The 24,665-nt window shown below is 45.8% G+C and carries 21 protein-coding genes and 1 tRNA gene; 10 read left to right on the forward strand and 12 right to left on the reverse strand.

Going from position 1 to position 24,665, the window contains the following annotated elements; translation table 11 throughout:
• The first annotated feature begins 8 nt into the window (after positions 1–8).
• The 3 genes from dhaK to ptsP are packed head-to-tail and all read left to right on the forward strand — an operon-like array spanning position 9 to position 4,119.
• Entirely contained in the window at positions 9–1,067 is a 1,059-nt protein-coding gene (gene dhaK, locus KJB35_RS11770; RefSeq protein ID WP_064353600.1) for a dihydroxyacetone kinase subunit DhaK, read from the forward strand.
• Positions 1,068–1,082: 15 nt separating this feature from the next.
• The gene (gene dhaL / locus KJB35_RS11775; protein ID WP_064353601.1) at positions 1,083–1,718 is read left to right on the forward strand and encodes a dihydroxyacetone kinase subunit DhaL; all 636 of its coding nucleotides are present in this window, start codon (positions 1,083–1,085) and stop codon (positions 1,716–1,718) included.
• Position 1,719: 1 nt separating this feature from the next.
• Positions 1,720–4,119, forward strand: coding sequence for a phosphoenolpyruvate--protein phosphotransferase (gene ptsP / locus KJB35_RS11780; protein WP_064353602.1), 2,400 nt, complete (start codon positions 1,720–1,722; stop codon positions 4,117–4,119).
• A gap of 80 nt (positions 4,120–4,199) precedes the next feature.
• Here ptsP and dhaR read toward each other — a convergent pair whose 3' ends face one another.
• From dhaR to KJB35_RS11805, 5 genes are all read right to left on the reverse strand, one after another.
• Positions 4,200–6,125 carry a dihydroxyacetone kinase operon transcriptional regulator DhaR gene (dhaR, locus tag KJB35_RS11785; RefSeq protein WP_064353603.1) on the reverse strand — a complete coding sequence of 642 codons (1,926 nt, stop codon included), beginning with the start codon at positions 6,123–6,125 and terminating at the stop codon, positions 4,200–4,202.
• A gap of 145 nt (positions 6,126–6,270) precedes the next feature.
• Complete coding sequence (locus KJB35_RS11790) at positions 6,271–6,801, reverse strand: MltR family transcriptional regulator (protein WP_005379708.1); 531 nt, start codon at positions 6,799–6,801, stop codon at positions 6,271–6,273.
• A gap of 86 nt (positions 6,802–6,887) precedes the next feature.
• Complete coding sequence (locus KJB35_RS11795) at positions 6,888–8,036, reverse strand: mannitol-1-phosphate 5-dehydrogenase (RefSeq protein WP_062730758.1); 1,149 nt, start codon at positions 8,034–8,036, stop codon at positions 6,888–6,890.
• A gap of 111 nt (positions 8,037–8,147) precedes the next feature.
• Positions 8,148–10,100 carry a PTS mannitol transporter subunit IICBA gene (locus KJB35_RS11800; RefSeq protein ID WP_033906054.1) on the reverse strand — a complete coding sequence of 651 codons (1,953 nt, stop codon included), beginning with the start codon at positions 10,098–10,100 and terminating at the stop codon, positions 8,148–8,150.
• 608 nt (positions 10,101–10,708) lie between these two features.
• Complete coding sequence (locus KJB35_RS11805) at positions 10,709–12,460, reverse strand: lysophospholipid acyltransferase family protein (RefSeq protein ID WP_238842881.1); 1,752 nt, start codon at positions 12,458–12,460, stop codon at positions 10,709–10,711.
• 233 nt (positions 12,461–12,693) lie between these two features.
• Between KJB35_RS11805 and KJB35_RS11810 the strand changes: the two genes are divergently transcribed.
• Positions 12,694–13,413 carry an SIMPL domain-containing protein gene (locus tag KJB35_RS11810; protein ID WP_005379714.1) on the forward strand — a complete coding sequence of 240 codons (720 nt, stop codon included), beginning with the start codon at positions 12,694–12,696 and terminating at the stop codon, positions 13,411–13,413.
• Positions 13,414–13,636: 223 nt separating this feature from the next.
• A complete protein-coding gene (locus KJB35_RS11815) occupies positions 13,637–13,912 on the forward strand; it encodes a hypothetical protein (RefSeq protein ID WP_005383040.1) in 276 nt (91 codons plus the stop codon).
• Between the two features lie 95 nt (positions 13,913–14,007).
• Here the strand turns inward: KJB35_RS11815 and KJB35_RS11820 are convergent, their stop codons facing one another.
• The 6 genes from KJB35_RS11820 to rpsU form a co-directional block, all read right to left on the reverse strand.
• Entirely contained in the window at positions 14,008–14,811 is an 804-nt protein-coding gene (locus KJB35_RS11820) for a MetQ/NlpA family ABC transporter substrate-binding protein (protein ID WP_017633488.1), read from the reverse strand.
• A gap of 262 nt (positions 14,812–15,073) precedes the next feature.
• Positions 15,074–15,149 (reverse strand) — tRNA-Ile (locus KJB35_RS11825).
• 155 nt (positions 15,150–15,304) lie between these two features.
• Positions 15,305–17,167, reverse strand: coding sequence for an RNA polymerase sigma factor RpoD (gene rpoD, locus KJB35_RS11830; RefSeq protein WP_005395986.1), 1,863 nt, complete (start codon positions 17,165–17,167; stop codon positions 15,305–15,307).
• Positions 17,168–17,266: 99 nt separating this feature from the next.
• Complete coding sequence (gene dnaG, locus KJB35_RS11835; RefSeq protein ID WP_005379719.1) at positions 17,267–19,033, reverse strand: DNA primase; 1,767 nt, start codon at positions 19,031–19,033, stop codon at positions 17,267–17,269.
• A 149-nt stretch (positions 19,034–19,182) separates the two neighbouring features.
• Positions 19,183–19,626 (reverse strand): GatB/YqeY domain-containing protein, encoded by a 444-nt coding sequence (locus KJB35_RS11840; protein ID WP_005379720.1) that lies wholly within the window; start codon positions 19,624–19,626, stop codon positions 19,183–19,185.
• Positions 19,627–19,653: 27 nt separating this feature from the next.
• Complete coding sequence (rpsU, locus tag KJB35_RS11845; protein ID WP_001145625.1) at positions 19,654–19,869, reverse strand: 30S ribosomal protein S21; 216 nt, start codon at positions 19,867–19,869, stop codon at positions 19,654–19,656.
• A gap of 230 nt (positions 19,870–20,099) precedes the next feature.
• Between rpsU and tsaD the strand changes: the two genes are divergently transcribed.
• Positions 20,100–21,116 carry a tRNA (adenosine(37)-N6)-threonylcarbamoyltransferase complex transferase subunit TsaD gene (tsaD, locus tag KJB35_RS11850; RefSeq protein ID WP_005379854.1) on the forward strand — a complete coding sequence of 339 codons (1,017 nt, stop codon included), beginning with the start codon at positions 20,100–20,102 and terminating at the stop codon, positions 21,114–21,116.
• Positions 21,117–21,292: 176 nt separating this feature from the next.
• Positions 21,293–22,108 carry an alpha/beta fold hydrolase gene (locus KJB35_RS11855; protein ID WP_205461423.1) on the forward strand — a complete coding sequence of 272 codons (816 nt, stop codon included), beginning with the start codon at positions 21,293–21,295 and terminating at the stop codon, positions 22,106–22,108.
• Positions 22,109–22,142: 34 nt separating this feature from the next.
• Here the strand turns inward: KJB35_RS11855 and plsY are convergent, their stop codons facing one another.
• On the reverse strand, positions 22,143–22,754 hold the full coding sequence (plsY, locus tag KJB35_RS11860) for a glycerol-3-phosphate 1-O-acyltransferase PlsY (RefSeq protein WP_005379857.1): 612 nt from the start codon (positions 22,752–22,754) through the stop codon (positions 22,143–22,145).
• A 250-nt stretch (positions 22,755–23,004) separates the two neighbouring features.
• Between plsY and folB the strand changes: the two genes are divergently transcribed.
• Genes folB through KJB35_RS11875 form a run of 3 tightly spaced genes read left to right on the forward strand, consistent with a single transcriptional unit; the run spans position 23,005 to position 24,661 of the window.
• The gene (gene folB, locus KJB35_RS11865; protein WP_005387458.1) at positions 23,005–23,364 is read left to right on the forward strand and encodes a bifunctional dihydroneopterin aldolase/7,8-dihydroneopterin epimerase; all 360 of its coding nucleotides are present in this window, start codon (positions 23,005–23,007) and stop codon (positions 23,362–23,364) included.
• The gene (gene folK, locus KJB35_RS11870) at positions 23,361–23,843 is read left to right on the forward strand and encodes a 2-amino-4-hydroxy-6-hydroxymethyldihydropteridine diphosphokinase (RefSeq protein WP_005387457.1); all 483 of its coding nucleotides are present in this window, start codon (positions 23,361–23,363) and stop codon (positions 23,841–23,843) included. The genes folB and folK overlap by 4 nt, the downstream gene beginning before the upstream one ends.
• 14 nt (positions 23,844–23,857) lie before the next feature.
• A complete protein-coding gene (locus KJB35_RS11875; protein ID WP_033906080.1) occupies positions 23,858–24,661 on the forward strand; it encodes an undecaprenyl-diphosphate phosphatase in 804 nt (267 codons plus the stop codon).
• The last annotated feature ends 4 nt before the right edge of the window (positions 24,662–24,665 follow it).

Consider the following 24,665-nt stretch of genomic DNA (forward strand, 5'->3'; position numbering starts at 1 on the left):
ATAGAACGATGAAAAAGTTAATTAACCAAGTTGATGATGTTGTATTGCAGCAAATGGAAGGTCTGGCTTTATCTCGCCCAGAGCTAAAAGCGAACTACGAACCTCGTTACATGTGGCACGAGGAAACACCGGGGCAAGTGGCACTGGTTTCTGGTGGTGGCTGTGGTCATGAACCTTTGCACGCAGGTTTTATTGGTAAAGGCATGCTGACAGGCGCCTGCCCTGGAGAGGTATTTACTTCACCAACGCCAGATCAAATGTACGAATGTGGCAACCAAGTGAATACTGGTGAAGGCGTGCTATTTATCATTAAAAACTACACCGGAGACGTGTTGAACTTTGAAACGGCTGTGGAGCTGCTTCATACCGATGGCATCAAAGTTGGGTCGGTGTTGGTGGATGACGATGTTGCAGTCAAAGACAGCCTGTATACCGCTGGTCGCCGTGGCGTAGCTGGAACGGTATTGGTTGAAAAGTTAGTTGGGGCTGCCGCGAGCAAAGGTTATTCGTTGGAGCAATGTGAAGCACTGGCTCGTCGCGTTAATAATCACTGTCGTTCATTTGGCGTGGCGCTTAATGCTTGTGTTGTACCCGCAGCAGGTAAACCATCTTTTGTTCTGGAAGATGATGAAGTGGAGTTTGGTGTTGGTATCCATGGTGAACCAGGTATCAAGCGAGTGAAATACACCGATGTCGATACGTTAGTGGATGAAATGTTTGCTGAAGTTGCTGAAAACACGCCTTATCAGCGCACATTGCGTATTTGGAATCGTGACGAAGGTGAATGGGATGAAGTGGAGTCCAGCATTGAGCCTTTCGCCGCTGAACACAACTACATCGTGATGGTGAATGGTATGGGTGGTACGCCAACTTCAGAGCTTTACGGAGTGTACCGCCGTCTGGCTCATAACTGCGAGCAAGCAGGGTTCCGTATCGTGCGTAATATGGTTGGTAACTTCTGTACGTCACTCGATATGGAAGGCGTTTCGATTACGTTGCTGAAGGCAGACAAAGAGATGTTGGAGCTGTTTGATGCTCCTGTCGATACGGCCGCGATCAAGTGGTAACAGGGGGGAGCAAACATGCAAATTGAAAAACAACATATCGTTCACTGGCTAGAGTTATGTGCAAAAACGTATCAAGAGAATCAAGATTTTCTGACCGACCTTGATCGTGATATTGGTGACGCAGACCACGGTCTCAATATGAACCGTGGCTTTAAAAAAGTCGCGGAAAAACTGCCGCAATTTGCGGACCAAAATATCGGCAGCATTCTCAAGAATACGGGCATGACCTTGCTTTCTAGTGTCGGTGGGGCAAGTGGCCCTCTGTATGGCACGCTGTTTATTCGCACGGCCGCCGCTGTCGGAGCCCGAGAGCAATTAACGTTTGAAGAGTTGGTGGATGCACTAAAAAGCGGTGTGGATGGCGTGGTGTCTCGTGGTAAAGCAGAGCTGGGTGATAAAACCATGTGTGATGTTTGGTTACCCGTTTTAGTTAGCGTGAAGGCGTCGTTAGAAAATGGTATGAGCGCCGATCACTTACTGAATGAAATGGTTGAGCTAGCAGAAACGAGCGCGGTTGCCACGATTGAAATGTTGGCGAAAAAAGGGCGAGCAAGCTATCTGGGGGAACGTAGTATTGGTCACCAAGATCCCGGTGCAACCTCTTCTTTGTTAATGATTAAAGCACTCCAGCAGGTAATAGCAGGTAATTAAGATGGTGGGAATTGTAGTTGTATCTCATAGTCGTCGACTTGCAGAAGGGGTGGCAGAACTTGCCACCCAAATGACGCAAGGCAAAGCCAAGCTTGCGATTGCTGCTGGGATTGATGATCCAGAGAACCCGATCGGAACCGATGCCATTGCCGTGATGGAAGCGATTGAGCAGGTACAAGATCAACAAGGGGTTGTTGTGTTGATGGATCTTGGCAGCGCGTTGCTTAGCACGGAAATGGCTCTGGACCTGATTGATGATCATGTGAGGGAAAATGTCACCCTTATCTCGGCACCTATTGTTGAAGGAACCATGGCGGCGTCGGTGGCTGCTGCTGCCGGACTACCTTTATCGACGGTAGTCGAAGAGGCACAGAATGCGTTAAGCGTAAAACAAGAGCATCTTGGTGATCAGCCACTAACATCCGCTGAGATAGCGCCAGTATCAGAGAACTTTGAGCAAGAACGGACATTTGATTGGGTAGTGCAAAATCCGCATGGATTACATGCTCGTCCCGCTGCGGCCATTGTTGGTGCACTCGCGCCTTTCGACTGTCAATTATGGTTGAAAAAAGGCGAGCGCCGTGTGAACGCGAAAAGCTTGAACAGCATTGCGAAACTTGGCGTTCGTAGTCAAGAGACGATCACGCTGTGCGCACTCGGCTCTCAATCCAGTGAAGCAATCAAGGCATTTGAAGCCTTAGCTAGTGAGCACTTCGGAGAAAAAGAGGCGGTTGAGCAAGGCATTGTCGAACCTGAAGAAAGCTCGGATACTCTGCTCGATGGCATGGCCTCAAATCAGATTGAAGGTGCTGTTGTTGGTATTCGAGTCAATGACGGTATCGCTACTGCTCCTGCTGTCCTTTTTACTCATGAAATGCCAGCAGTGCCTGAACGTGATTTCCAAAGTGAACAAGATGAAATTGAACGGGTTAAGCGTGCGATAGGCGTGGTTGTTCAACATTTGCAGGAGCAAGCGAAGCAGCCGAAAGGGGAAATATTTTCCGCTCATAGCATGATGCTCAGTGACCCAGAATTATGGGCATCGGTCGAGTCGCGAATTCAAACGGGCATGATAGCCGAGCAAGCTTGGGTAGAATCACTGCAAACGTTGGCCGAAGAGTTTCGCCAGGCAGAAAGTCAGTACATGCGGGAACGCGAAGCAGATGTGCATGATATCGCACGCCAAGTTATGGTCGAAATGACAGGCGTAACGCCTAATGCCATCGACATTCAGGAACCGAGTATTTTGTTGGCCCGCGACCTGATGCCTTCTGATGTGGCCGGGCTTGATAAATCGAAAGTGCTTGGTATCTGTTTGAGTGAGGGAGGGAAAACCTCTCACAGTGCGATTCTTGCTCGTGCGATGGGGATTCCTGCCATCGTTAAAGCTCAGGGCTGCCTTGATGCTGTGCGTGCTGGTCAAGTGGTGACTATTGATGGCTTTCGAGGGCATTTATGGTTCTCTCCTTCAGATGCCGTACAGCAGGAATTAGAAGCGCAACAAATTGAGTGGCAAAGCACCCGACAAAGTGCGCTAGCGAGTGCTCAGCAAGCCGCAGTCACCTGTGATGGTGTCCATATTCCAGTATTCGCCAATATTGGTGGACCGAAAGATATTGATGATGCACTAACATCAGGAGCTGAGGGCGTTGGTCTATTCCGGACTGAGTTTCTATTTCAAAACAGTGATGAGTTGCCGACTGAGGAAGCGCAATACCAAGTGTATCGTGATATTGCTGCCGCACTTGGTGATAAGCCACTTACGATTCGTAGTCTAGATGTTGGCGGTGATAAGCCTTTAGCCGCTTATCCTATGCCAGCAGAAGATAATCCATTTTTAGGTTTGAGAGGGGTGCGGTTGTGCCTTCAACATGAGTCATTGTTTACCGCTCAACTTCGAGCCATTCTGAGAGCCTTTCACGAGCAACCGAATATTCAATTGATGATACCGATGGTGGCTCAGGTTGAAGAAGTGAGAAAAGTAAAAGTGCTGTTGGCGCATCAAGCAAACCAACTCGGCTTGGATGCGACTCATTTGCCCGTTGGTATTATGATTGAGGTACCAGCCGCGGTGTTAAATGCTGATGCGTTAGCCCAAGAAGTCGACTTTTTCTCTATCGGCACCAATGATTTGACTCAATATGTTATGGCCGCCGATCGAGGTAACGCCGCTGTTGCTGAATTGGTGAACTACTTTGAACCATCGGTACTAAAAGCCATTGAGCTCACGTGTGCAGCAGGCGATTGCGCGGGCATACCGGTTAGTATGTGTGGTGAGATGGCTGGCGATCCAAATGCCACAGAAACATTGCTTCGCGTGGGGTTGCGAAAATTCAGCGCCAGTTCGAGCATGCTACCGGGACTAAAAGCGCAGATTCGTCAGTTGTCTGTCGATGTTTAATCGATACCTTATCGTTAGTACACCTGTACCGGCGTGCTTACGCCGGTTTTACTTTTGTTATAGGAACGCCAATTCACGACTTAATACAGCTTCATTTGCTCCTGCAGCCCAAACTTATTAATTTTTCTCCATAAGGTCGTGCGGCCAATTTGCAATGCTTTCGCCATATCATGCATTTTGCCATCACACTGATTCCAAGCCTGAACAATCGCTCTTCTCTCGGCTTCTTCTAACGTGATTACTGGCGTATTTTCTGCGGTATGGCGAGAATTCAGTTTAATGTCTTCAGGAATATCGTTCAGCTTGATTAAGTTGGAACTGCGGTTAAGCAAAATTCGCTCAGTTCGATTTCTTAATTCAGAGTTGTTGCCTGACCAACGAAAATTCATCAACGCTTCCAGTGCGACTGGCTCTATCGAGATCGTCACATTGTGGCGGCGTTCATAATGGCTGATAAGTTGCTGGACGAGAAATTCAATGTCTTCTTTACGCTTTCGTAGTGGCGGAATATGCAGCTCGTTCGAGGAGATTTCATAATAAAGTTGCCGACCAAATGAGCGCTGAGTGACATACTCGCTGATCTCTGAAGCGGTGCTGGTAATAAGTTGAAAATCTACGGGGATCAATCGCAAACTGTCGCTGCGGCTGACGAGCCCAGTTTTTAACAACTTAAGTAGCACGGCTTGTAAATCGGGCGACAGATATTCCACCTTTTCTAAAAAGAGCGTACCGCCATGGGCGAGCTCAAACTTTGAAGGCATGCCTTGCCCTTCGTCATACCCCAGAGTTTCTTTGACCAGTTGCTCTGTATTGATGGAGCGGCAGTTGAGCGTAATGAACGGCCCTTCTTTGTAAGTGCTTTCGTTATGGATCGCCATGGCGAGAGTGGCTTTTCCTACACCTTCTTCACCCGTAATTAGAATCGGTGATTTGGACTTTATGGCCCGTTTTGCAACGGTAATGACATGCTTCATTTTTCGTGAAATGACAGGCAAAGTGCTGAACGTATAGCGCGCACTGCCACCTATTTGTTGTTGAGCAAGTTCGCGAATTTTATCGATAGGGTGCAAGAACAATAAGTGTGTGCCGTCGTTGAGTGGACGCAAGGTGATGATCGCTTCAACAAACTCGCCACGAACCTCTACCGTTGTGAGTTTACGGTTTATGCTCGCACCTGACTCAATACTAGTAAGGACATTCGGTGGGAAGCGCAAAACAGAAAAGACTTCTTTATCCAAGACCTGACTGGCTTTAATGTTTAACAAGCGCTCGGACTGGTGATTTACCATGGTTATACGGCTCTCTTCATCCCAGGCCAGAAGGCCGTCATCCATGCACTCTAACGTTGCGTTATGCGCACAAGTGAGGCGGTTCATGTTTTCTTGTTCCGACTGAATGTGGATTTGCAAGCTGACTTCTTTCGCGCTCGACGCGATGATGACTAAGTCTTCTTTCTTATAGCTTTCCGCTTTTCTGAAAAGGCATGTTGTACCGCGTAATTTGCCAAATTGGTCAAAAACAGGCGCCGCTACAGAGGCATAAGAGTGCAAGTGGCGATTGAAATGTTCGGCAGCAAAAACTTCACACGGGATATGAGTGTTGATACAGAGATTGACTGCATTTGTGCCTATCTTTCCTTCGGAGAGAAAACAGCCTTGTTTAATACCGAGCGCCTGCATCTCTTGTTGCATTGAGTTATGTCCCACAACAGATAGAACGCAGCCGTTGCCGTCAGTCACCATCAATACCAGGTCTTCGTCACCAAGCATATCGTAGGTATCTTCAAGCACGGTCGTGGCGCATTCGATGAGATATTCGTTGCGCTTCATTAGAGATGAGAAGGTAAATCCAGAAGCAATATGTGGTTTTGACCAGGTGTAAGGGCTGCATTGCTTTATGCAACGCTCCCACGACTCGAGGACGGGAGTGCGGGAAAATTCTGGAGATACCCAGTGGTGTTTCTGGAAAAACTCCCACTTAGTTTTAGTGTCTTCGATTGAAAGCATGCGATACCGTTTCAATACTAGCGATAGATTGGTCTGATGTTACAGAGACATCGGAATATGGACTGTGATGGCTTTCACGCACGTTGTATAGAAGAATGTGCAAAAAGGGGGGCGAGTTGAGGAGGCTTCCGTGCCAGTTTTTCGATTAAAAAGGGCTGTCTTTGCCGAGCTCATTGCAAATCTCGACAATGGCAAGTGAGAGCCCTGACTTAATGATTTGTTGTTGACGTTGCAGTTGTAGCTGATAAAACTCAAGGTCGATGTCGTCATCTGGTTCGCTGACTTCCAGTTGTACCATGCCCATTTTCTTCACCAAGTGCAGTTTCTTAATTGGTTCTAGAATATTCGGGTCAGTGAATTCGTAATCTGAAGCGTCACTATTGAGTTGGTTTTTGAGTTTGATGATGTCTTCGATGTCGTGGTAAATGTCATCGGGGAGCACTCCCAAGCCAAACAATAACTTCAAACGAACAGACAGATCGCCCAGCGGTCCAGAGTCTTGTAGCAGCGGACCGACAACTGATTGAACAGCGAAGTTATCTTTACGAAAGATTCTTTGCACCAACCCGTCGATCGAATCGTTAAAAACGTCGACTGCTGCAATGAAAAAGCCTCGTACCGATGGTGCGCTGTTTAATCGCTCAATGATCTCGGTTTCGTTGATGTTATCTGCCATATACTGAATACATTTCTAATTATTAGCTATCCCAACTCTTCAAGCAGAGAAGGACATAGAAGGGGAGCCGAGCTCCCCTAGGTAAATCAAAGTTGGTTGTAAAGTGTCTCGATTTGAGCCACTTCAGCACTGTCTTCTGCAAGACCTGTGTATGTCGCTAGCGTCTTCTTCACACCCACTTCTTTTAATGAGTTTTGTAGCTCTACGGCTTGTGGGTCAGTGTCGTTAGTGTACTTCAACGCAGCGGCAATGCCTTTCAAAAGTGTTTGATTTTCAGTGCCATACTCAATTGTACCGAGTAAAGGCTTCACTAATCTATCGTTTGCACCTAATTTACGAATTGGTTGGCGACCAACACGATCAACTTCATCAACTAAATAAGGGTTGGCAAAGCGTCCTAAAATCTTCTCGATGTAGGCGTTGTGCATGTCACGGTCGAAGCCGTAACGTTTGATCAGCACTTCACCACTCTCTTGCATCGCCTGTTTTACTTCAGCGTGAATGCTTGGGTCTTCAATTGCTTCACGAATGGTACGATGGCCTTTCAAGCAACCTAGGTAAGCGGTAATGCAGTGACCTGTATTGAGGGTGAAGAGCTTACGCTCTACAAACGCCATTAGGTTATTGGTTCTTTCCATGCCTGCGATGTCAGGGATTTCGCCCTTGAATTGCTGCTCATCCACAATCCATTCGCTAAAGCTCTCTACCGTCACTTCTAGTGGGTCATCGTTCGCTGCTTCTGCTGGTGGGACGATACGGTCTACCGCTGAATCGACAAAGCCAACCAGTTCGTCTGCTTTCGCGTGCAATGATTCATCCAAGTGTTTGTACACTTCACCTTTTAGGTGTGTGGTGCCGCGAACCATGTTTTCACACGCTATGATGTTCAATGGTTTATCGTTACCTGCTGCAAAGCGTTTAGCAATGCCGGTAGCGATGGTTTTTGCAATGATGTCCAGTACGTTAGGGCCAACCGCTGTTGTTACCAAGTCGGTTTTTACAATGCGGTCGATGACATCTTCACTGGCTGAGTTTACCGCGGTGACGTGAGTTACTGTGTCGATTTGGCACTCAGTACCGACCACTTTTACTTTGTATTCTTGCTTGTGACTCAGTTGGTCGACGAGTGGAGCGTCAACGTCTGCAAATGTGACCTCGACTTCTGCATCTGCTAAGAGTTTTCCGATGAAGCCACGACCAATGTTACCTGCGCCAAAATGAACTGCGTTTTTCATAATTCTTACCTACCAATGTCTAAAATGTTGACTTACGAAACTAGGGGGAGGCCAACCGCATAGGGGGTGACAGCTGACCTCATTTGCCTCAGGAGCAAATTAAAGGGGTAATTAAGCCGCTTGTTGACCGCCAAGGATGTTTAGAATCTCTTCCACATCGTTGGTGCTGGTTAGCTTCTCAATTGCCTCCGGCTCATCGAGCGCGTTCGTAATGGTGGTAATCACCTGGATGTGCTCATCGTTCTTAGCGGCAATGCCGATAACCAGTTTCGCTACATCATCGTCGTCTTCAGTAAATTGGATACCCGATGGGTATTGGCAGATTACAATGCCGGTTTTCTTCACGCGGTCTTTCGCTTCTACCGTGCCGTGAGGCACTGCGATAGATTCGCCTAGGTAAGTTGGAACCAATGCTTCACGCTCAAACATCGCGTCTACGTATTCTGGTTCTGCGTAGCCAAGTTCGACCAACTTGTTACCCGCGAAGCGAATCGCTTCTTCTTTGTTGGCAGCTTTCAAACCTAGGTGAATGTTTTCACGCTGGATTTGGAACACCGACGTTTGCTGTGGCTCGAAGTTGTCGTCGTTTGCTGCCACGAGCGAAACTTTTACCATTTGGTCGTCATTGGCTGCGGATTGGTTTTGCGCTGCTAGTAGTTTGGTGACTAGCTGGTTGTACATCTCGCTGTCTAGGAAGTTAGTCAATGAAATGTGGTGTGCGTTTGGAGCATGCTTACGTGCACGATCCGTTAAGTCTTTATGAGTAATCACGATATCTGCACTCTCTGGTAAGCTGTTAATGGCAAGGTTGGTTACGTGGATGTTCAGACCTGCGTCTTGAACCTTTTTGCGTAGCATGCTCGCGCCCATTGCACTCGAGCCCATGCCCGCATCACAAGCGACAATGATGCTTTGTACTGTCGCTAGGTCTACGTCACCTTTGCTTTGGTTGTTTACCACCGCATCGTTTTTAGATGCAGATTTCATGTCTTTCATTTGTGATGTTGCTTTTTCTAGTGCTGCTTCATCACCGTCTTCTTCTGTTGACGTTTGCGTCTTCATTAGCAGTGCTGCTACGGCGAATGACACGCCTGTTGCTGCTGCGATAGACGCTAGAACACCAACGATTGAGCCTTTCTGAGTCATCAACAAGATTGCAAAGATTGAACCTGGTGATGCTGGAGAAACGATACCTGCGTTAAAGATAGTTAGAACGAATACGCCAGTCATACCACCTGCGATAGCCGCAAGGATTAGGCGAGGGTTCATTAGGATGTATGGGAAGTAAATCTCGTGGATACCGCCGAAGAAGTGGATGATTGATGCACCACCTGCCGTTTGACGAGCCGTACCTTTACCAAACACCATGTAAGCTAGCAGGATACCTAGACCAGGACCTGGGTTTGCTTCGATTAGGAAGAAGATCGATTGACCTGTTTCAGACGCTTGTTGGATACCCAGTGGAGAGAAAATACCGTGGTTGATCGCATTGTTTAGGAACAGGATCTTCGCAGGTTCAACGAAGATTGAAGTCAGTGGTAGTAGGTGAGCAGAAACTAGGAAGTTAACGCCAGCCGCCAAGCCACCAGAAAGAATTTTTACGAATGGACCGATAAAGATGAAGGCAAGGATCGCACATAGCATGCCGATGATGCCCGCAGAGAAGTTGTTAACCAACATCTCGAAGCCACTTTTTACTTTACCATCGATGTAGTTATCGAATTTCTTGATAGCCCAGCCGCCCATTGGGCCGACCATCATTGCCCCCATAAACATTGGGATGTCGGTGCCGACAATCACACCCATTGTTGTGATTGCACCGACTACCGCACCACGATCGCCACCAACTAATTTACCACCGGTGTAACCGATAAGTAGTGGCAGCAAGTAGGTAATCATTGGGCCAACCATAGAGGCTAACGTTTCGTTTGGTAGCCATCCAGTTGGGATAAATAGAGCAGTGATAAAGCCCCACGCGATAAACGCGCCGATGTTTGGCATTACCATGTTTGACAGAAAACGACCAAAATTTTGTATCTTGATCTTGGCATCTGGTGATATCATAACAATTCCCCGTTCGATGTTCTGATGAATCTTGTTGTAGTAAACGGTTCGCCAAAACCGTTTGTTTGATTGCTTAGTACCCAATCAATTTACCACACATTTTCCAATTGGAACTGACAACGGGTTTTTCGTGATCTACGCCCGCATTTCTTAGGCTGAGAAACGGTTTTTAAGTGACCAAGTTCAACTTATTAACTTGTAACTTAATAACAAAAAGCCACTTTTAAATCTGTCAATAAAAATCTTAGTGATCAATCCGATCTTCTGACAAATTTAAAATCAAAATACTTTGTGACTTTGATCACTTTTGATTTTTTTTGAAATTCGAATTAAATACTTGTAATGATCAATGTCACGTTTTGTGTTGAGTTGTGGTGGATTTAAAGTGTGACCTGGATCTGTTTTTGTTTTTTGTGAAAGTTTGTGACGGAATTGGTGAGATAAATGCTATCTAGATCTTTCGATAGATTGTATCTATGAGAGTCTTTTCGGCGCACTTCACGGAGCACGCCTAATTAGTTGATGAAAGGGTAAATAAAGAGAGTCGCCACACGGTTCTTCTTGTGATTCCCAACTCTCTATTTAATCACTGTTCTTAATCATCGTTGCTATTTAGTATGATAGACGAGGTAGTCATGAGCTTGCTCGCGTCCCATATACCTTGCCAACGTCTTTTCTTGAACATCGCGCAAATCCACCATAATCAATCCATCTAGAGCGTTATTGAATGCAGGGTCGACGTTGAAGCATACCAGCTTGCCATTGAGGCTTAAGTACTGACGCAGCAAAACGGGCACTCCTTTCCCTTCATCGATTCTGGCAATGACACGTGACAATAGCTGTAAATCACCCAGAGCAGTGAGCATGCTGGTGTTCCAGTCACGGTGGTGCTCAGGAAGTGGGTTAGAAGGTGTGACATACTCTGCGCAGTTGTTATCGTAGTGGTGAAGCGTCATTGATTGAGCCAGCAGTTGGCGTGCAGTATCACTATAGTCGTTGCTAATGCTTACCGGACCAAATAGGTGAGTGTAATCTGGGTTTTGATGAACGAACGTTGCGATGCCTTTCCACAGCAGCAGTAGCGCGCTCATGCTCTTTTGATATTGCTGTGCAATCACAGAGCGCCCCATCTCAATGGATTTACCCATTTGGTCGATAAAGCGTTGGTCATAGTTAAACAACGTTCGTGAATACAGACCTGCTACGCCGCGCTTTTCAATCAGTTGATCAACCAGACCTAAACGATACGCGCCCACCAAGCATTGGTTCTCTCTGTCCCACACAAACAGATGCAGGTAATCATGATCGAAATGGTCAATGTCTATTGCTAGTCCAGTCCCTTCGCCAACTTGTCGGAAATTGAGCTCACGTAGGCGACCAATTTCATGCAGTAGGGAAGGGATACTCTGCGACTCCGTGCAGTAAACATCGAACTCACCACTTGTTAGCAGCTTGGACTCTTTTGGTAAGTTGTTCAGCTCTTCAAGCAATTCGCCTACGGGTAACCCTGCCGCTATTGGAGAGAGCAGTTCTGATGAAGAAGAAGGCTTAACTGATTGGGTTTCACGATTGAGCAAGTAAGTGTTGAGCCGCAAATAGTTCACCACTTGATCATCGTTAAGTGTGTTGAGCTCTTTGAATTTAATCGCTTGGCCAAAAGACAAGTTGATGGTTTGTGCATGTTTGTTCAGTAGCTCCCGCCCGAGCATTAGGGTACGCAAAAGTGGATGGATTTTCCCTGCCATATAGAAGCGTTTCGAGTTCTGACCACTGATGAATACTGGAACTGTCGTTGCTTTGTTTTTGCGGATCAGGCTACTTACGCTTCGACTCCACGCTTTGTCTTCCAAGCGTTGCTGTTTGGCATCGACTAACTGGGAAACCTCACCGGCAGGAAAGACAAGCAATAAGCCGCCACTTGCGAGGTGTTTATTAGCCGCTCTGAGGGCCTTCATATTCGATTTGACGGCGTCTCTGCCTTCAAACACATCGACACCAATGAAGAGCTGATCTAACTCTGGTACGGTTTTCAGGTATTGATTGGCTAGAATTTGGATATCGTCTCGTACCATCAACAAGAGTTCGGCCAAGATGACGCCTTCCACACAACCAAGCGGGTGGTTCGCCACAATGACGGTAGCTCCTTGTTTAGGTACTGAGTCGAGTGAACCATGAGCAATGCGATAATCGATACCTAAGATATCCAGCGTGAAGCGGAGAAAAGTTTTGGTATCGGCATTAACGGGGCGTTGGGCGTAGAACTTATCAAGTTGGTTTAAACCGGTTGCCCATTCAGCAACGTTTTCACCAATGCCAAACGGCGTTTTACGAGGGAGACGAAAAGGGGTTGAACTATCCATATTTACCTCAGCGTACAAGTTGCTGATTGGATAGTAGAAATTACAGATGACAGTTAAGAGGCAAAAGCATGAGCCTTTGGTGACAAACCAATGAAGCTTTATTGACTAAAGAAAACGGTATATCACTGTGCTATGAATCAAAACTCGCGTTATGTCTCCCTCTTAAAACAATAGATAGGCTATCTTATCTAGAACAAAGATTAAGCTAAGTTGATATTTATCAGGGGGAAATAATGGAACGAGTTTCCAATAAAGCAGCACTTTGGATTGGGCTAAGTTTGATACTTGGTCTTGGCATCCTTGGCTATTTTATGCAGCAGACGGCGGTGAAATACCGAGCCTATGAAAGAGTCGTGACAGTAAAAGGTTTGTCGGAGCGTGAGTATCCTGCTGATACGGTGATTTGGCCGATTCAATTTACTCTAGCGAGTAATGATATGGGAGCCATGTTTGATGAAATTGACCAGCAAACCCGTTTGATTTTGGACTTTCTAAGTGCCAAAGGGCTTCCTGAAACCAGCGTTTCCCTTTCTTCCCCAGCGGTCATTGACAGAAAAGCACAGCAATATGGGAGCGAGCAAGACATTGAGTATCGTTATTTGGCCTCGCGAACCGTTACGGTTTATAGCCAGAGTGTTGATGTTGTTCGAGCGGCAATCAATGAAATAGGTGAGCTAGGAAAGCAAGGCGTTTTGCTTAACCAAGATCCTTATGCAAATCGTGTTGAGTACAGCTTTACTAAGCTGAATGATGTGAAGCCAGACATGATCGAAGAAGCGACTAAGAATGCGCGTGAAGTGGCTGAGAAATTTGCGAAAGACTCACAGAGTTCACTGGGTAAGATCAAACGTGCAACTCAAGGGCAGTTCTCGATTTATGACCGAGACAGCAACACGCCTTACATTAAGAAAGTACGAGTGGTATCGACGGTTCAATATTACTTATCTGATTAAAGTTGCGCTCATATAGTCAATAGTTGGTCGTTCCATCACCTTCTATTTGTAGAGGTATCTATGCTCTGTGATAGGGAAATCAGTCTTCGATGACGCTATATACAAGTACTTTTTTATAAAACTAAGTTCTTAACTGTGATGAGGGGAGTTTGATGATAGTCAAGCTGGCTTCTTTCTTATGAGCGTAAGTTAGTATGACTTATTGCTAGAAGGAATTAGTATCATGGCATACAAGCACTTTATTAGAGAACTACTGGGTTTAGCGATTGTTGTCTCTGTCGTCTTTGGCGTATTAGGCGTGATGTTAGAGCTCTTCGCACTGACGGCACTTTGGGAGCATCAGCAAACGATAGCCGATGTTTTCTTCCATGAATCTCTCTACTTCATCGTATTTTTAATCCCACCATACTTCCTCTGGAAGTTGATTAACCGTCCTGAATTGGTTTCTGCTGACCAAGCTTATTTGGCAATGAAGTTAGAGGCTGAAAGTCGACAATGAGTCGATTTAGTGAGTAATGAAAAGAAGAGGCTATGAGAAAACATTAGCCTCTTTTCTATCTGATTCGTGGGGCAAAGTATTCGCTGCTTTATTGATTAAAAAGCTGCTTCGATTGTGCCTTTGAAAGTGCGATCGAGATAATCACGAATCGCTTGAGATTGATAAATAGAAACGAATTTTTTATACGCTTCATTATTTTTGTCTGCGTCACGAGTGGCGATGACCATGACTGCTAATGGGGCGTCTTTTGCTTCAAGATAGATACTTTGTTTCTTCGGATCTAAACCAGAAGACATTACGTAGTTCATTGTAATCGCAGCCGCGTCCACATCATCTAATGTTCTTGGTAGCTGAGCGGCATCTACCTCGACAAATTCAAATGATTTTGCGTTTTTTGTGATATCAGTTAGGGCGGCTTTATGGCCAACACCCTGTTTCAGCTCAATTAAACCTGCATCGGCGAGTAGCAACAGACCACGACCACCGTTGGTAGGGTCATTTGGAAGCGCTATACGTGCATTGTTTGGAAGCTCTTGCAGTGAGCGATACTTATTGGAATAAAGCCCCATACGCATAAGAATGGACTGACCAATTGATACTAATTGGGCGTTATGGCTACTGTTGAAGTTGTCTAAAAATGGCTGGTGCTGATAGCTATTAATATCGATGCTACCATCGCTAAGAGCGGCATTAGGTGTCACGTAGTCAGAAAACTCAATGACTTCGACATTCAAACCTTGCTTCGCTGCCTCCTTCGCTACCGCCTCGACTACTTGTGCATGTGGTCCAACTGTCGCGCCCACTTTAATGACAGAGTCATCTTTTTCTCCACAAGCGCTTAAGCCGACTACTGCCGTGAGAATCAAAGCTAGTTTCTTTAAGTGACCAATACTTTTCATTGTAGCTCCATTTTTTGTTTTAGACGTCCATACGTTTGTATGTCCATCCTATCAGAAGTTGTCTGAGGGTCAATGGTTTAAATCACGAGCGGACATTTTGTTTCATTGCTACATATAGAAAGCCAGATAAGGGTTAAAGAAAAGGGGAAGAGGAAAAGCTATTACGAGGTTAGTGACGAGTTACCGCAACCGAAACTGTACCCAAAGATATAAGATACAAAAAAAGCGTAGTAGGTATTAACCTGCTACGCCTTTCGGAATATGGTGGCCCCTCGCAGACTTGAACTGCGGACCAATCGATTATGAGTCGACTGCTCTAACCACTGAGCTAAGGGGCCTTAATAGGACAACGATTATAGGGGAAGCGTTGCAAGGTGTCTAGATACCAACTAGGGCAATTGCGCTTAGTTTTTATCCACTTAGAACAGTAGATAATAAAAAAGGTGACCTAAAGTCACCTTTTTTGATTTCTAAAAGCTTGTATGCGCTGCGATTATTCGTCTAGGAAGCTGCGCAGAGTCTCTGAGCGGCTTGGGTGACGAAGTTTACGTAGTGCTTTTGCTTCGATCTGACGGATACGCTCACGAGTAACGTCGAACTGCTTACCAACTTCTTCTAGAGTATGGTCAGTGTTCATGTCAATACCAAAACGCATACGAAGTACTTTCGCTTCACGTGGCGTTAGACCTGCAAGCACGTCTTTTGTTGCCACCTTAAGGCTAGTTGCAGTTGCAGAATCTAGCGGAAGTTCTAGCGTTGTATCTTCGATAAAATCACCTAGATGCGAATCTTCGTCGTCACCGATTGGTGTCTCCATTGAGATAGGCTCTTTAGCGATTTTTAGAACTTTACGAATCTTGTCTTCTGGCATTTGCATGCGCTCTGCCAGTTCTTCCGGTAGTGGCTCGCGACCCATCTCTTGCAACATTTGACGAGAAATACGGTTTAGCTTGTTGATCGTTTCGATCATGTGTACCGGGATACGAATCGTACGTGCTTGGTCCGCGATTGAACGAGTGATTGCCTGACGGATCCACCACGTTGCGTAAGTCGAGAACTTGTAACCACGACGATATTCGAACTTATCTACCGCTTTCATCAGACCGATGTTACCTTCCTGGATCAGATCCAAGAACTGTAGGCCACGGTTGGTGTATTTCTTCGCGATAGAAATTACAAGACGCAAGTTCGCTTCAACCATCTCTTTCTTCGCACGGCGAGCTTTTGCTTCACCGATAGACATACGACGGCTGATGTCTTTAATGTTCTGTACGTTTAGAGAAGTCTCTTCTTCAATCATTTTTAGTTTAGCGATTGAACGACGGATTTCTTCTTCGTTACGTTTGATCTTTTCAGCGTATGGCTTGTCTGAAGCAAGAACTTCATCCAGCCAAGCTTCACTTGATTCATTACCAGTGAACAGCGCGATGAATGATTTCTTCGGCATTTTGCCGTATTCAACCACAGACTTCATGATCAGACGCTCTTGAGTACGAACGCGATCCATAGCAGTACGCAGTTCATTCACTAGGTGATCAAACTGTTTAGGCGTTAGACGAAACTCGCGGAATACGTCTAGCATCATTTCATTAGCAACGGTTGCTTTCGGGCTGTTATAGCCGTACTCGTTGATTGCTAATTGAAGATTTTGATAGGTGCTGCGTAGTTGGTTGAATTTCTCTAGCGCTAATTCAGGATCGATACCTACATCTTCTTCAGAATCATCTGAATCGTCATCGCTATCTTCGTCGTCATCAACGTCTTCATCGTCTTCTTCTTCTAACTGAGATTCAGTCAGTTCAGAACCGATGTGTGTTGCCGTTGGTGCAGCGGTGTCGTCAGCATCTGGATCTACAAAACCTGAAATTAGGTCTGTAAGACGTAGTTCTTCAGCTTGAACTTTGTCAAATTGCTCAAGAATGTACGGAATTGTGCCTGGGTATTCAGCAACAGACGATTGAACTTGGTTAATACCTTCTTCAATACGTTTTGCGATGTCGATTTCGCCTTCGCGAGTTAGAAGTTCGACAGTACCCATCTCACGCATGTACATACGTACTGGGTCTGTTGTACGACCAATCTCACTCTCTACGCTAGAAAGTGCAGCGGCTGCAGCTTCGGCTGCATCTTCATCGGTAATATTTGTGTCATCGTTCAGTGCTAAATCATCAGCATCAGGAGCAGTTTCTACTACCTTAATGCCCATGTCGTTGATCATCTGAATGATGTCTTCTACCTGTTCTGAATCTACGATTTCAGCAGGTAGGTGGTCATTTACTTCGGCGTAGGTCAGATAGCCTTGTTCCTTGCCTTTAATAACAAGTGACTTTAGCTGTGACTGCGGATTGTGATCCATAGACGGTATCCAACTTCGTAATCTGGTGAAGGAATCAGTATGCGAAATGCAAACCACTTACTATAACAAATTAAATCGTTGCTGACTAATTAAACAGGGTTACGCTTTTAAATCTAGCATAAGTGCTAGCAGCTCCCTTTTCTCTTCGGCTGATAAACCGACACTTCTTGCTTTGGCCTGCAGGTTTTCAATTTGTTTTTCTACGCACTGGGCAATAATTTTATCCAGTGAGTCTAAAAAGATTTCTTCTTGGTTGTCCTCATCGAGTGGAATGTCCCAACTCGCGAGACGAGACAGAAGGGTCTCATTTTGGCTGTTTCGCCAGTGCTCTAATAATTGGCCTGTGTTGATATGGGGATGCGCTTGGCATTTATCAAGTACATCAACAAATAAACTTAGACCAGGAATGGGCAAATCTCTAACGCTAGTTAGATCTGGCACCATACTTACGTATTGTGGGTTTTGAATCAGTAACGCGATCACTTCTCGCATCGGCGTTCGCTTGATTTCTTTATGAGGTTGAGGCCTTTTATCCTCTTTACCTTGTTTTGAAATTAGCTGCTGTAGTTGGCGTTCATCAACCAAACCCAAACGGCGGCCAAGCAATTCTCTCAAGTATAGTCTTAAAGTGCCGCCAGGGACTTTATCAATGAGAGGAACCGCAAGAGTACTCAGTTTTGCCATGCCTTCTTTCGTGCTCATATCGACCTGCTGAGTCAATGAGCTGAACATGAATTCAGACAAGGGCATCGCATTAGACACTTGCTGCTCAAATGCTTGTTTTCCGTTTTGTCGGATATAAGAGTCGGGATCTTCTCCATCCGGCAAAAACATGAATTTTAACTGGCGACCATCCGTTAGGTAAGGCAATGCATTTTCCATGGCACGCCACGCGGCTTCACGGCCTGCGCGGTCACCGTCATAACAACACACGACGGTGCTTGTTTGCCTGAATAACACTTGCAAGTGATCGCCCGTTGTCGAGGTTCCCAATGAGGCAACGGAATAATCTACGCCATATTGAGCAAGCGCGACAACATCCATATAGCCTTCAACCACTAAAATTTGTGGTGGCTCACGGTACGCTTGTAGTACTTCATATAGGCCATACAACTCTTTACCTTTATGAAATATCGGGGTTTCGGGTGAGTTGAGATATTTTGGTGTCCCATCACCTAATACTCGACCACCAAAGCCTATTACTCGACCGCGTCTGTCTCGAATAGGAAACATCACTCGACCACGGAATCGGTCGTAGCGGTTGCCTTTATCGTTTTCAATCAACATGCCGCCTGTGACGAGCATGTCTTGGTTTTCTTTATTCTGGCCAAAGTTCTTACGAACTAAATCCCATTCATCAGCCACATAGCCGATGCCAAACTTCTGGACGATTTCACCAGACAGGCCACGATCTTTTAGATACTCAATCGCCACCTTACTTGCTGGCTGTTTGAGTTGGTTACGATAAAATTGAGCAATGCTGCCCATTAAGTCGTATAGGTTACGTTTTTCACTGCTGCTTGCTTGTGGGCCTGACTGAAACGAACCATTACCGCCGCTACGTTGTTCTCGAGGAACATCTAAACCCAAGTATGAAGCGAGTTCTTCAATGGCTTCGACGAATTCTAGTCGGTCGAATTCCATCAAAAAATCGATGGCATTTCCGTGCGCGCCACAACCAAAACAATGGTAGAACTGCTTTTCTTGACTGACACTGAATGAGGGTGTCTTTTCGTTGTGGAAAGGGCAGCATGCGCCGTAGTTTTTGCCTTTTTTCTTAAGTTTCACACGTGCGTCGATGATATCGACAATATCAAGTCGAGCTAGAAGGTCATCGATAAAACTGCGAGGGATGTGTCCAGCCATAAAACCTAACAAAAAAAGAAGATGATGAGTGGAGTGAATGCCTTAAAAGAATGAGCGTATTGCCCATTGATTTCATTCCATCCATCCAGATACAAACAAGCCGTGCGCTCCAAAGGATAGCACGGCTTGCTGCAATTGGGTGGGGTACCTTAAGCCAATTTAGCGCGAACTAAACCGCTTACTTTACCCATATCTGCACGCCCTTGAATTTGCGGTTTCAGAACGCCCATTACTTTGCCCATGTCTTGCATGCCAGCTGCGCCAGATTCAGCAATCGCGTTCTCGATGAGAGCCGCTACTTCTTCGTCTGTCAGTGGTTGAGGCATAAAGTCCTCAAGAACGGTAATTTCTGCTTGTTCCGCATCAGCAAGATCTTGACGACCCGCTGCTTCAAATTGCGCTACAGAATCGCGACGTTGTTTAACCATCTTGGTCAATACTGCAAGAATGTCGTCATCGTTCAGAGTAATCTGTTCGTCAACTTCACGTTGCTTGATTGCTGATAGGGCTAAACGAATAGTACCAAGGCGCAATTTGTCCTTGGCTTTCATCGCTAATTTTTGCTCTTCTTTGAGTTGATCAATCAGAGCCATAACTAAATTCCTTTTGGAGCTCAGTTATTAGTACAGGCGAACGCGACGAGCGTTTTCGCGAGCTAGCTTCTTAGCGTGACGCTTTTGAGCTGCTGCTTTAGCGCGTTTGCGAACTGTAGTTGGTTTTTCGTAGTGCTCACGACGACGCACTTCAGAAAGGATACCTGCTTTTTCGCAAGAGCGCTTAAAACGACGTAGAGCAACGTCGAACGGTTCGTTTTCACGTACTTTAACTACTGGCATATGCCTTTCACCTCAGGGGTTATTCGTTAACGCTGGTATTCAACAGACCAAATCACAATTGTTAGGTCTCTTACCAGCTTGATCAAAAATGGTGCGGAATTTTAATCCGATCACAACTACTTTGTAAAGCCTTTTGTCGATTATTGTCTGTACAAAATTTGTTTGCAGCACCAAGGCGAGGTAATATGACGCCCAAATTTCCTCTATACAGAAAGCATACTGAGAAAACCATGCGCATTATTGGTATTGAAACCTCTTGTGACGAGACTGGCATCGCAATTTATGACGATGAAAACGGTCTCTTGTCACACAAGCTATACAGCCAAGTAAAACTGCACGCAGATTACGGCGGTGTGGTGCCTGAGTTGGCTTCACGTGACCACGTAAAGAAAACCATTCCTCTTATTAAAGAGGCACTAAAAGAAGCGAACTTAACTTCAAAAGACATCGATGGTGTCGCGTATACCGCGGGGCCTGGTCTTGTTGGGGCGCTATTAGTGGGTGCGACTATCGGTCGCAGTATTGCTTATGCTTGGGGAGTGCCAGCGGTACCTGTTCATCATATGGAAGGTCACCTATTGGCCCCAATGTTGGAAGATAACCCTCCACCGTTCCCGTTTGTGGCGGTATTAGTATCGGGCGGTCACTCTATGATGGTGGAGGTGAGAGGCATCGGTGAGTACAAAATTCTAGGTGAGTCGATTGATGATGCGGCGGGCGAAGCGTTTGATAAAACAGCGAAGCTAATGGGTTTGGATTACCCAGGCGGTCCACTATTATCTAAACTGGCGGAAAAAGGTACACCGGGCCGCTTTAAGTTCCCGCGCCCAATGACGAATGTGCCAGGTTTGGACATGAGTTTCTCTGGTCTAAAAACCTTTACGGCTAACACGATTGCTGCAAACGGTGATGACGAGCAAACTCGCGCGGACATCGCATTGGCATTTGAAGAGGCTGTGTGTGCTACGTTGGCTATTAAATGTAAGCGCGCGCTTGAGCAAACAGGCATGAAACGCATTGTTATTGCTGGTGGTGTGAGTGCTAACCGTCGTTTGCGAGCTGAGTTAGAGAAGTTAGCGAAGAAAGTTGGCGGCGAAGTTTACTACCCACGTACTGAGTTCTGTACAGATAACGGTGCGATGATCGCTTACGCAGGCATGCAGCGCTTGAAGAATGGCGAAGTGGCTGATATGTCAGTAGAGGCTCGTCCACGTTGGCCAATTGATCAACTAACACCTGTTGCTTAATCAAATTTATGCGGTAGGTTTGAAACCGGTTCTGTGTAATAAAGGTCTCTGCTCCTCAGAGGCCTTTATTTTTAATTATTCAATGAACCGCCTCGTTTTACATTCTGACTGATGCGATCAGTTCGCGATTGTTTCAGTGCTAGGATGACGTGGAAGAATAAGAAATGGATATAACAATGAATAAGTTTGAAATTGAAGGTCAGCAACTTGCTTATCTAGATAAAGGTGAGGGCCCTGTGCTTCTATTTGGTCATAGTTACCTTTGGGATAGCCAAATGTGGGCGCCACAAGTTGAGGTTTTAAGCCAGTCATTCCGTTGTATTGTGCCAGATCTTTGGGCACATGGTGAATCGGACGCTGCACCTGCATCGACACAGTCATTGGCCGACTATGCACAACATATGTTGGCATTGATGGATCATTTAGATATCGAAGAGCTCTCGATAGTGGGCTTATCTGTTGGCGGCATGTGGGGAGCAGAGCTAACGGCTCAAGCGCCGCAACGTGTTAAGTCACTGGTATTGATGGATACCTTCATTGGCTGGGAGCCAGAAGTTACGTATAAGAAGTATTTTGCAATGCTTGATACCATCAGCCAAGTCCAAGCAGTGCCTGCGCTAATTATTGAAGCCGTTGTGCCGCTGTTCTTTGCCAACAACGTCAATCAGGATAACCCTGAACTTGTCGCTTCATTCAAACGCAGTTTAGAAGAGCTGAACGGTGAGCGTGCGGTGGAAGTAGCTCGCATAGGGCGTATGGTGTTTGGTCGCCGGGATGTGATTGAGGATTCGGAAAAATTTGCTCTGCCGACGTTAATTGCAGTGGGCTGTGAAGATAAACCACGTCCAGTTTTTGAATCTTATTTAATGAAAGACTGCATCACAGGCAGTGAGTTGGTGGAGATTCCCCAAGCGGGACATATCAGTTGTTTAGAACAACCTGAGTTCGTCAACCAGATGTTGTTGAACTTCCTGAATCGAGTTCATGCGTAACCAATGCATCCTTCTTTAAACGAAAAGCTCGGCATTAAGCCGAGTTTTTTTGTGTCAGTTTTTTCTCGCCGATTTTTGGCTCGTCGCCAGACAAAAGCCGCCGAATATTTTGATGATGCTTAAATACGATTAAGCAGCACAGCATAGCAACAGGTAACGTGTATTGCGGTTTAAACATCCAAGTATAAAACGGAGTGACCAAAACCGTGACGAGAGCCGCTAAGGATGAATAGCGGAATAGCGCGGCTACTGACAGCCAAGTTAACATTACCAATCCTGTTAAGTCCAAACCAATCGGAGCGATAGCGCCAAGCGCGGTTGCGACACCTTTTCCGCCTTTAAAGTGGAAAAAAATGGGGTACATGTGGCCAAGACAGGCAGCAATGGCGATGACGCCAAGAATGATAGGGTCGATACCAAGAAAGTATCCGCCCCACACGGGGATAGTGCCTTTGAGCATATCGCACAACAAGACTGAAACAGCGGCTCCTCGTCCGCCAATACGCAATACGTTCGTTGCTCCAGGATTGTTAGATCCCACACTGCGTGGGTCTGGCAGTTTTAAGAGTCGACAGATCAAAACCGCACTGGAAACCGAACCTAATAAATAGGCGGCCATTGTCATTATCAGTGCCAGTGCGTCCATAGAAGTCCTTGATGGATTGGAATTTAATGCTCGGTTCCCGCGTAGTTGCTATCATACCCCGAATTTACATAATGCAGAAATCCTCACTGTGATAGAGCTTGCATTATGTGATTTCTTGTATATAAAGATGCTTTCGCAGTTTATACCTAAGTAACATTGTGATGACCAAAGTAAATGTTACTTAGGTATAGAATACTACGATCAAATTACCCCTCACGGGTATCCGACCTCTGTAATAGAAGGACATAAGATGGCTCTGGATAAAGTTTTTATTGAACAGTTAGAAGTTATCACCACCATTGGCGTGTACGACTGGGAACAACAAATCAAACAAAAGTTGGTTCTAGATATTGAAATGGCGCACGATAATAAGCCTGCGGGCAAAAGTGATGATGTGCAAGATGCACTGGATTATTCGCAGGTGAGTGAGGCGGTACTTAACCACATTGAAAATGGTCGTTTCTTATTGGTCGAGCGCGTGGCTGAAGAAGTAGCAGAGCTTATCATGCAGCGTTTCTCTGTGCCTTGGGTGAAAATCCGCCTAGCGAAGCCTGGCGCCGTGCCGCAAGCACGTGCTGTTGGTGTGGTGATTGAGCGAGGCCGAGCATGATCACCACTTATATCGGTGTTGGGACGAACGTAGAAAGAGAGCAACATGTGCTTGCTGCGTATCAGGAGCTGCAACGGCTTGGAGAAAATCTCCTCGTATCACCGATATATGAATGCGAACCTATTGGTTTTAGCAGCAAGAATTTCTACAACTTTGTCGTTGCAATGCGTACCGAGTTGTCATTAGAAGAGTTGAGCCATCAACTACGCGAGATTGAATTTAAGTGGGGACGCGAAGAAAACGCGCAAAAGTATCAGGATCGAACACTGGATCTCGATATAGTGTTGTTCGGTGAGCGCGTCTCCAAGAAAAAACCTGAGCTACCTCGCAGTGATATCTACAAATATCCTTTTGTCACAAAGCCGCTGTATGATCTCGAACCGCAATTAGTGATCCCAGGCGATGGACGCACAGTCGCAGACATTTGGCATGCTATGCAGCCAGTCGATTCGCTCAAACCCGTTTCCTTTCATTTTTAATTTGAGTTGTTTACATGAGTTATTTTGAAGCCTTTATTTTGGCTCTGATTCAGGGGCTGACAGAGTTTTTGCCTATCTCAAGCTCTGCCCATTTGATCCTGCCTTCCGCTATTTTAGGATGGGAAGATCAAGGTCTGGCCTTTGATGTTGCTGTTCACGTCGGTACATTAATGGCTGTCGTGATCTATTTTCGTCATGAAGTAATCACTTTGTTTCAAGCGTTATTTGCTTCGATCTTTAAAGGAGATCGCAGTAAAGAAGCTAAATTGGCTTGGATGATCGTGATTGCGACGATTCCAGCTTGTGTGTTCGGCTTATTGATGAAAGACATCATTGAAGTGTATCTACGTAGCGCTTACGTTATCGCGACTACTACGATCGTATTTGGCCTGTTGCTATGGTGGGTAGACAAAAACGCTAAACTCGTTGCCGATGAATACCAAACGGGTTGGAAGAAAGCTGTATTTATCGGTATTGCTCAAGCCTTAGCGATGATTCCTGGAACTTCACGTTCAGGGGCGACCATCACAGCAGCGCTTTACCTTGGCTTTACTCGAGAAGCGGCTGCGCGCTTTTCATTTTTAATGTCGATCCCAATCATTACATTAGCTGGTAGCTACTTAGGCATGAAGTTAGTGACCAGTGGTGAACCTGTCCATGTTGGTTTCTTAATGACTGGCATTATCACATCGTTTATCAGTGCGTACATCTGTATCCACTTCTTCTTGAAGATGATTTCACGCATGGGCATGACACCGTTTGTGATTTACCGTCTGATTTTGGGCATCGGTTTGTTCGCTTTTCTATTAAGTTCATAATTGA

Source organism: Vibrio sp. D431a (genome assembly GCF_030248655.1).
GTDB lineage: Bacteria > Pseudomonadota > Gammaproteobacteria > Enterobacterales > Vibrionaceae > Vibrio > Vibrio alginolyticus.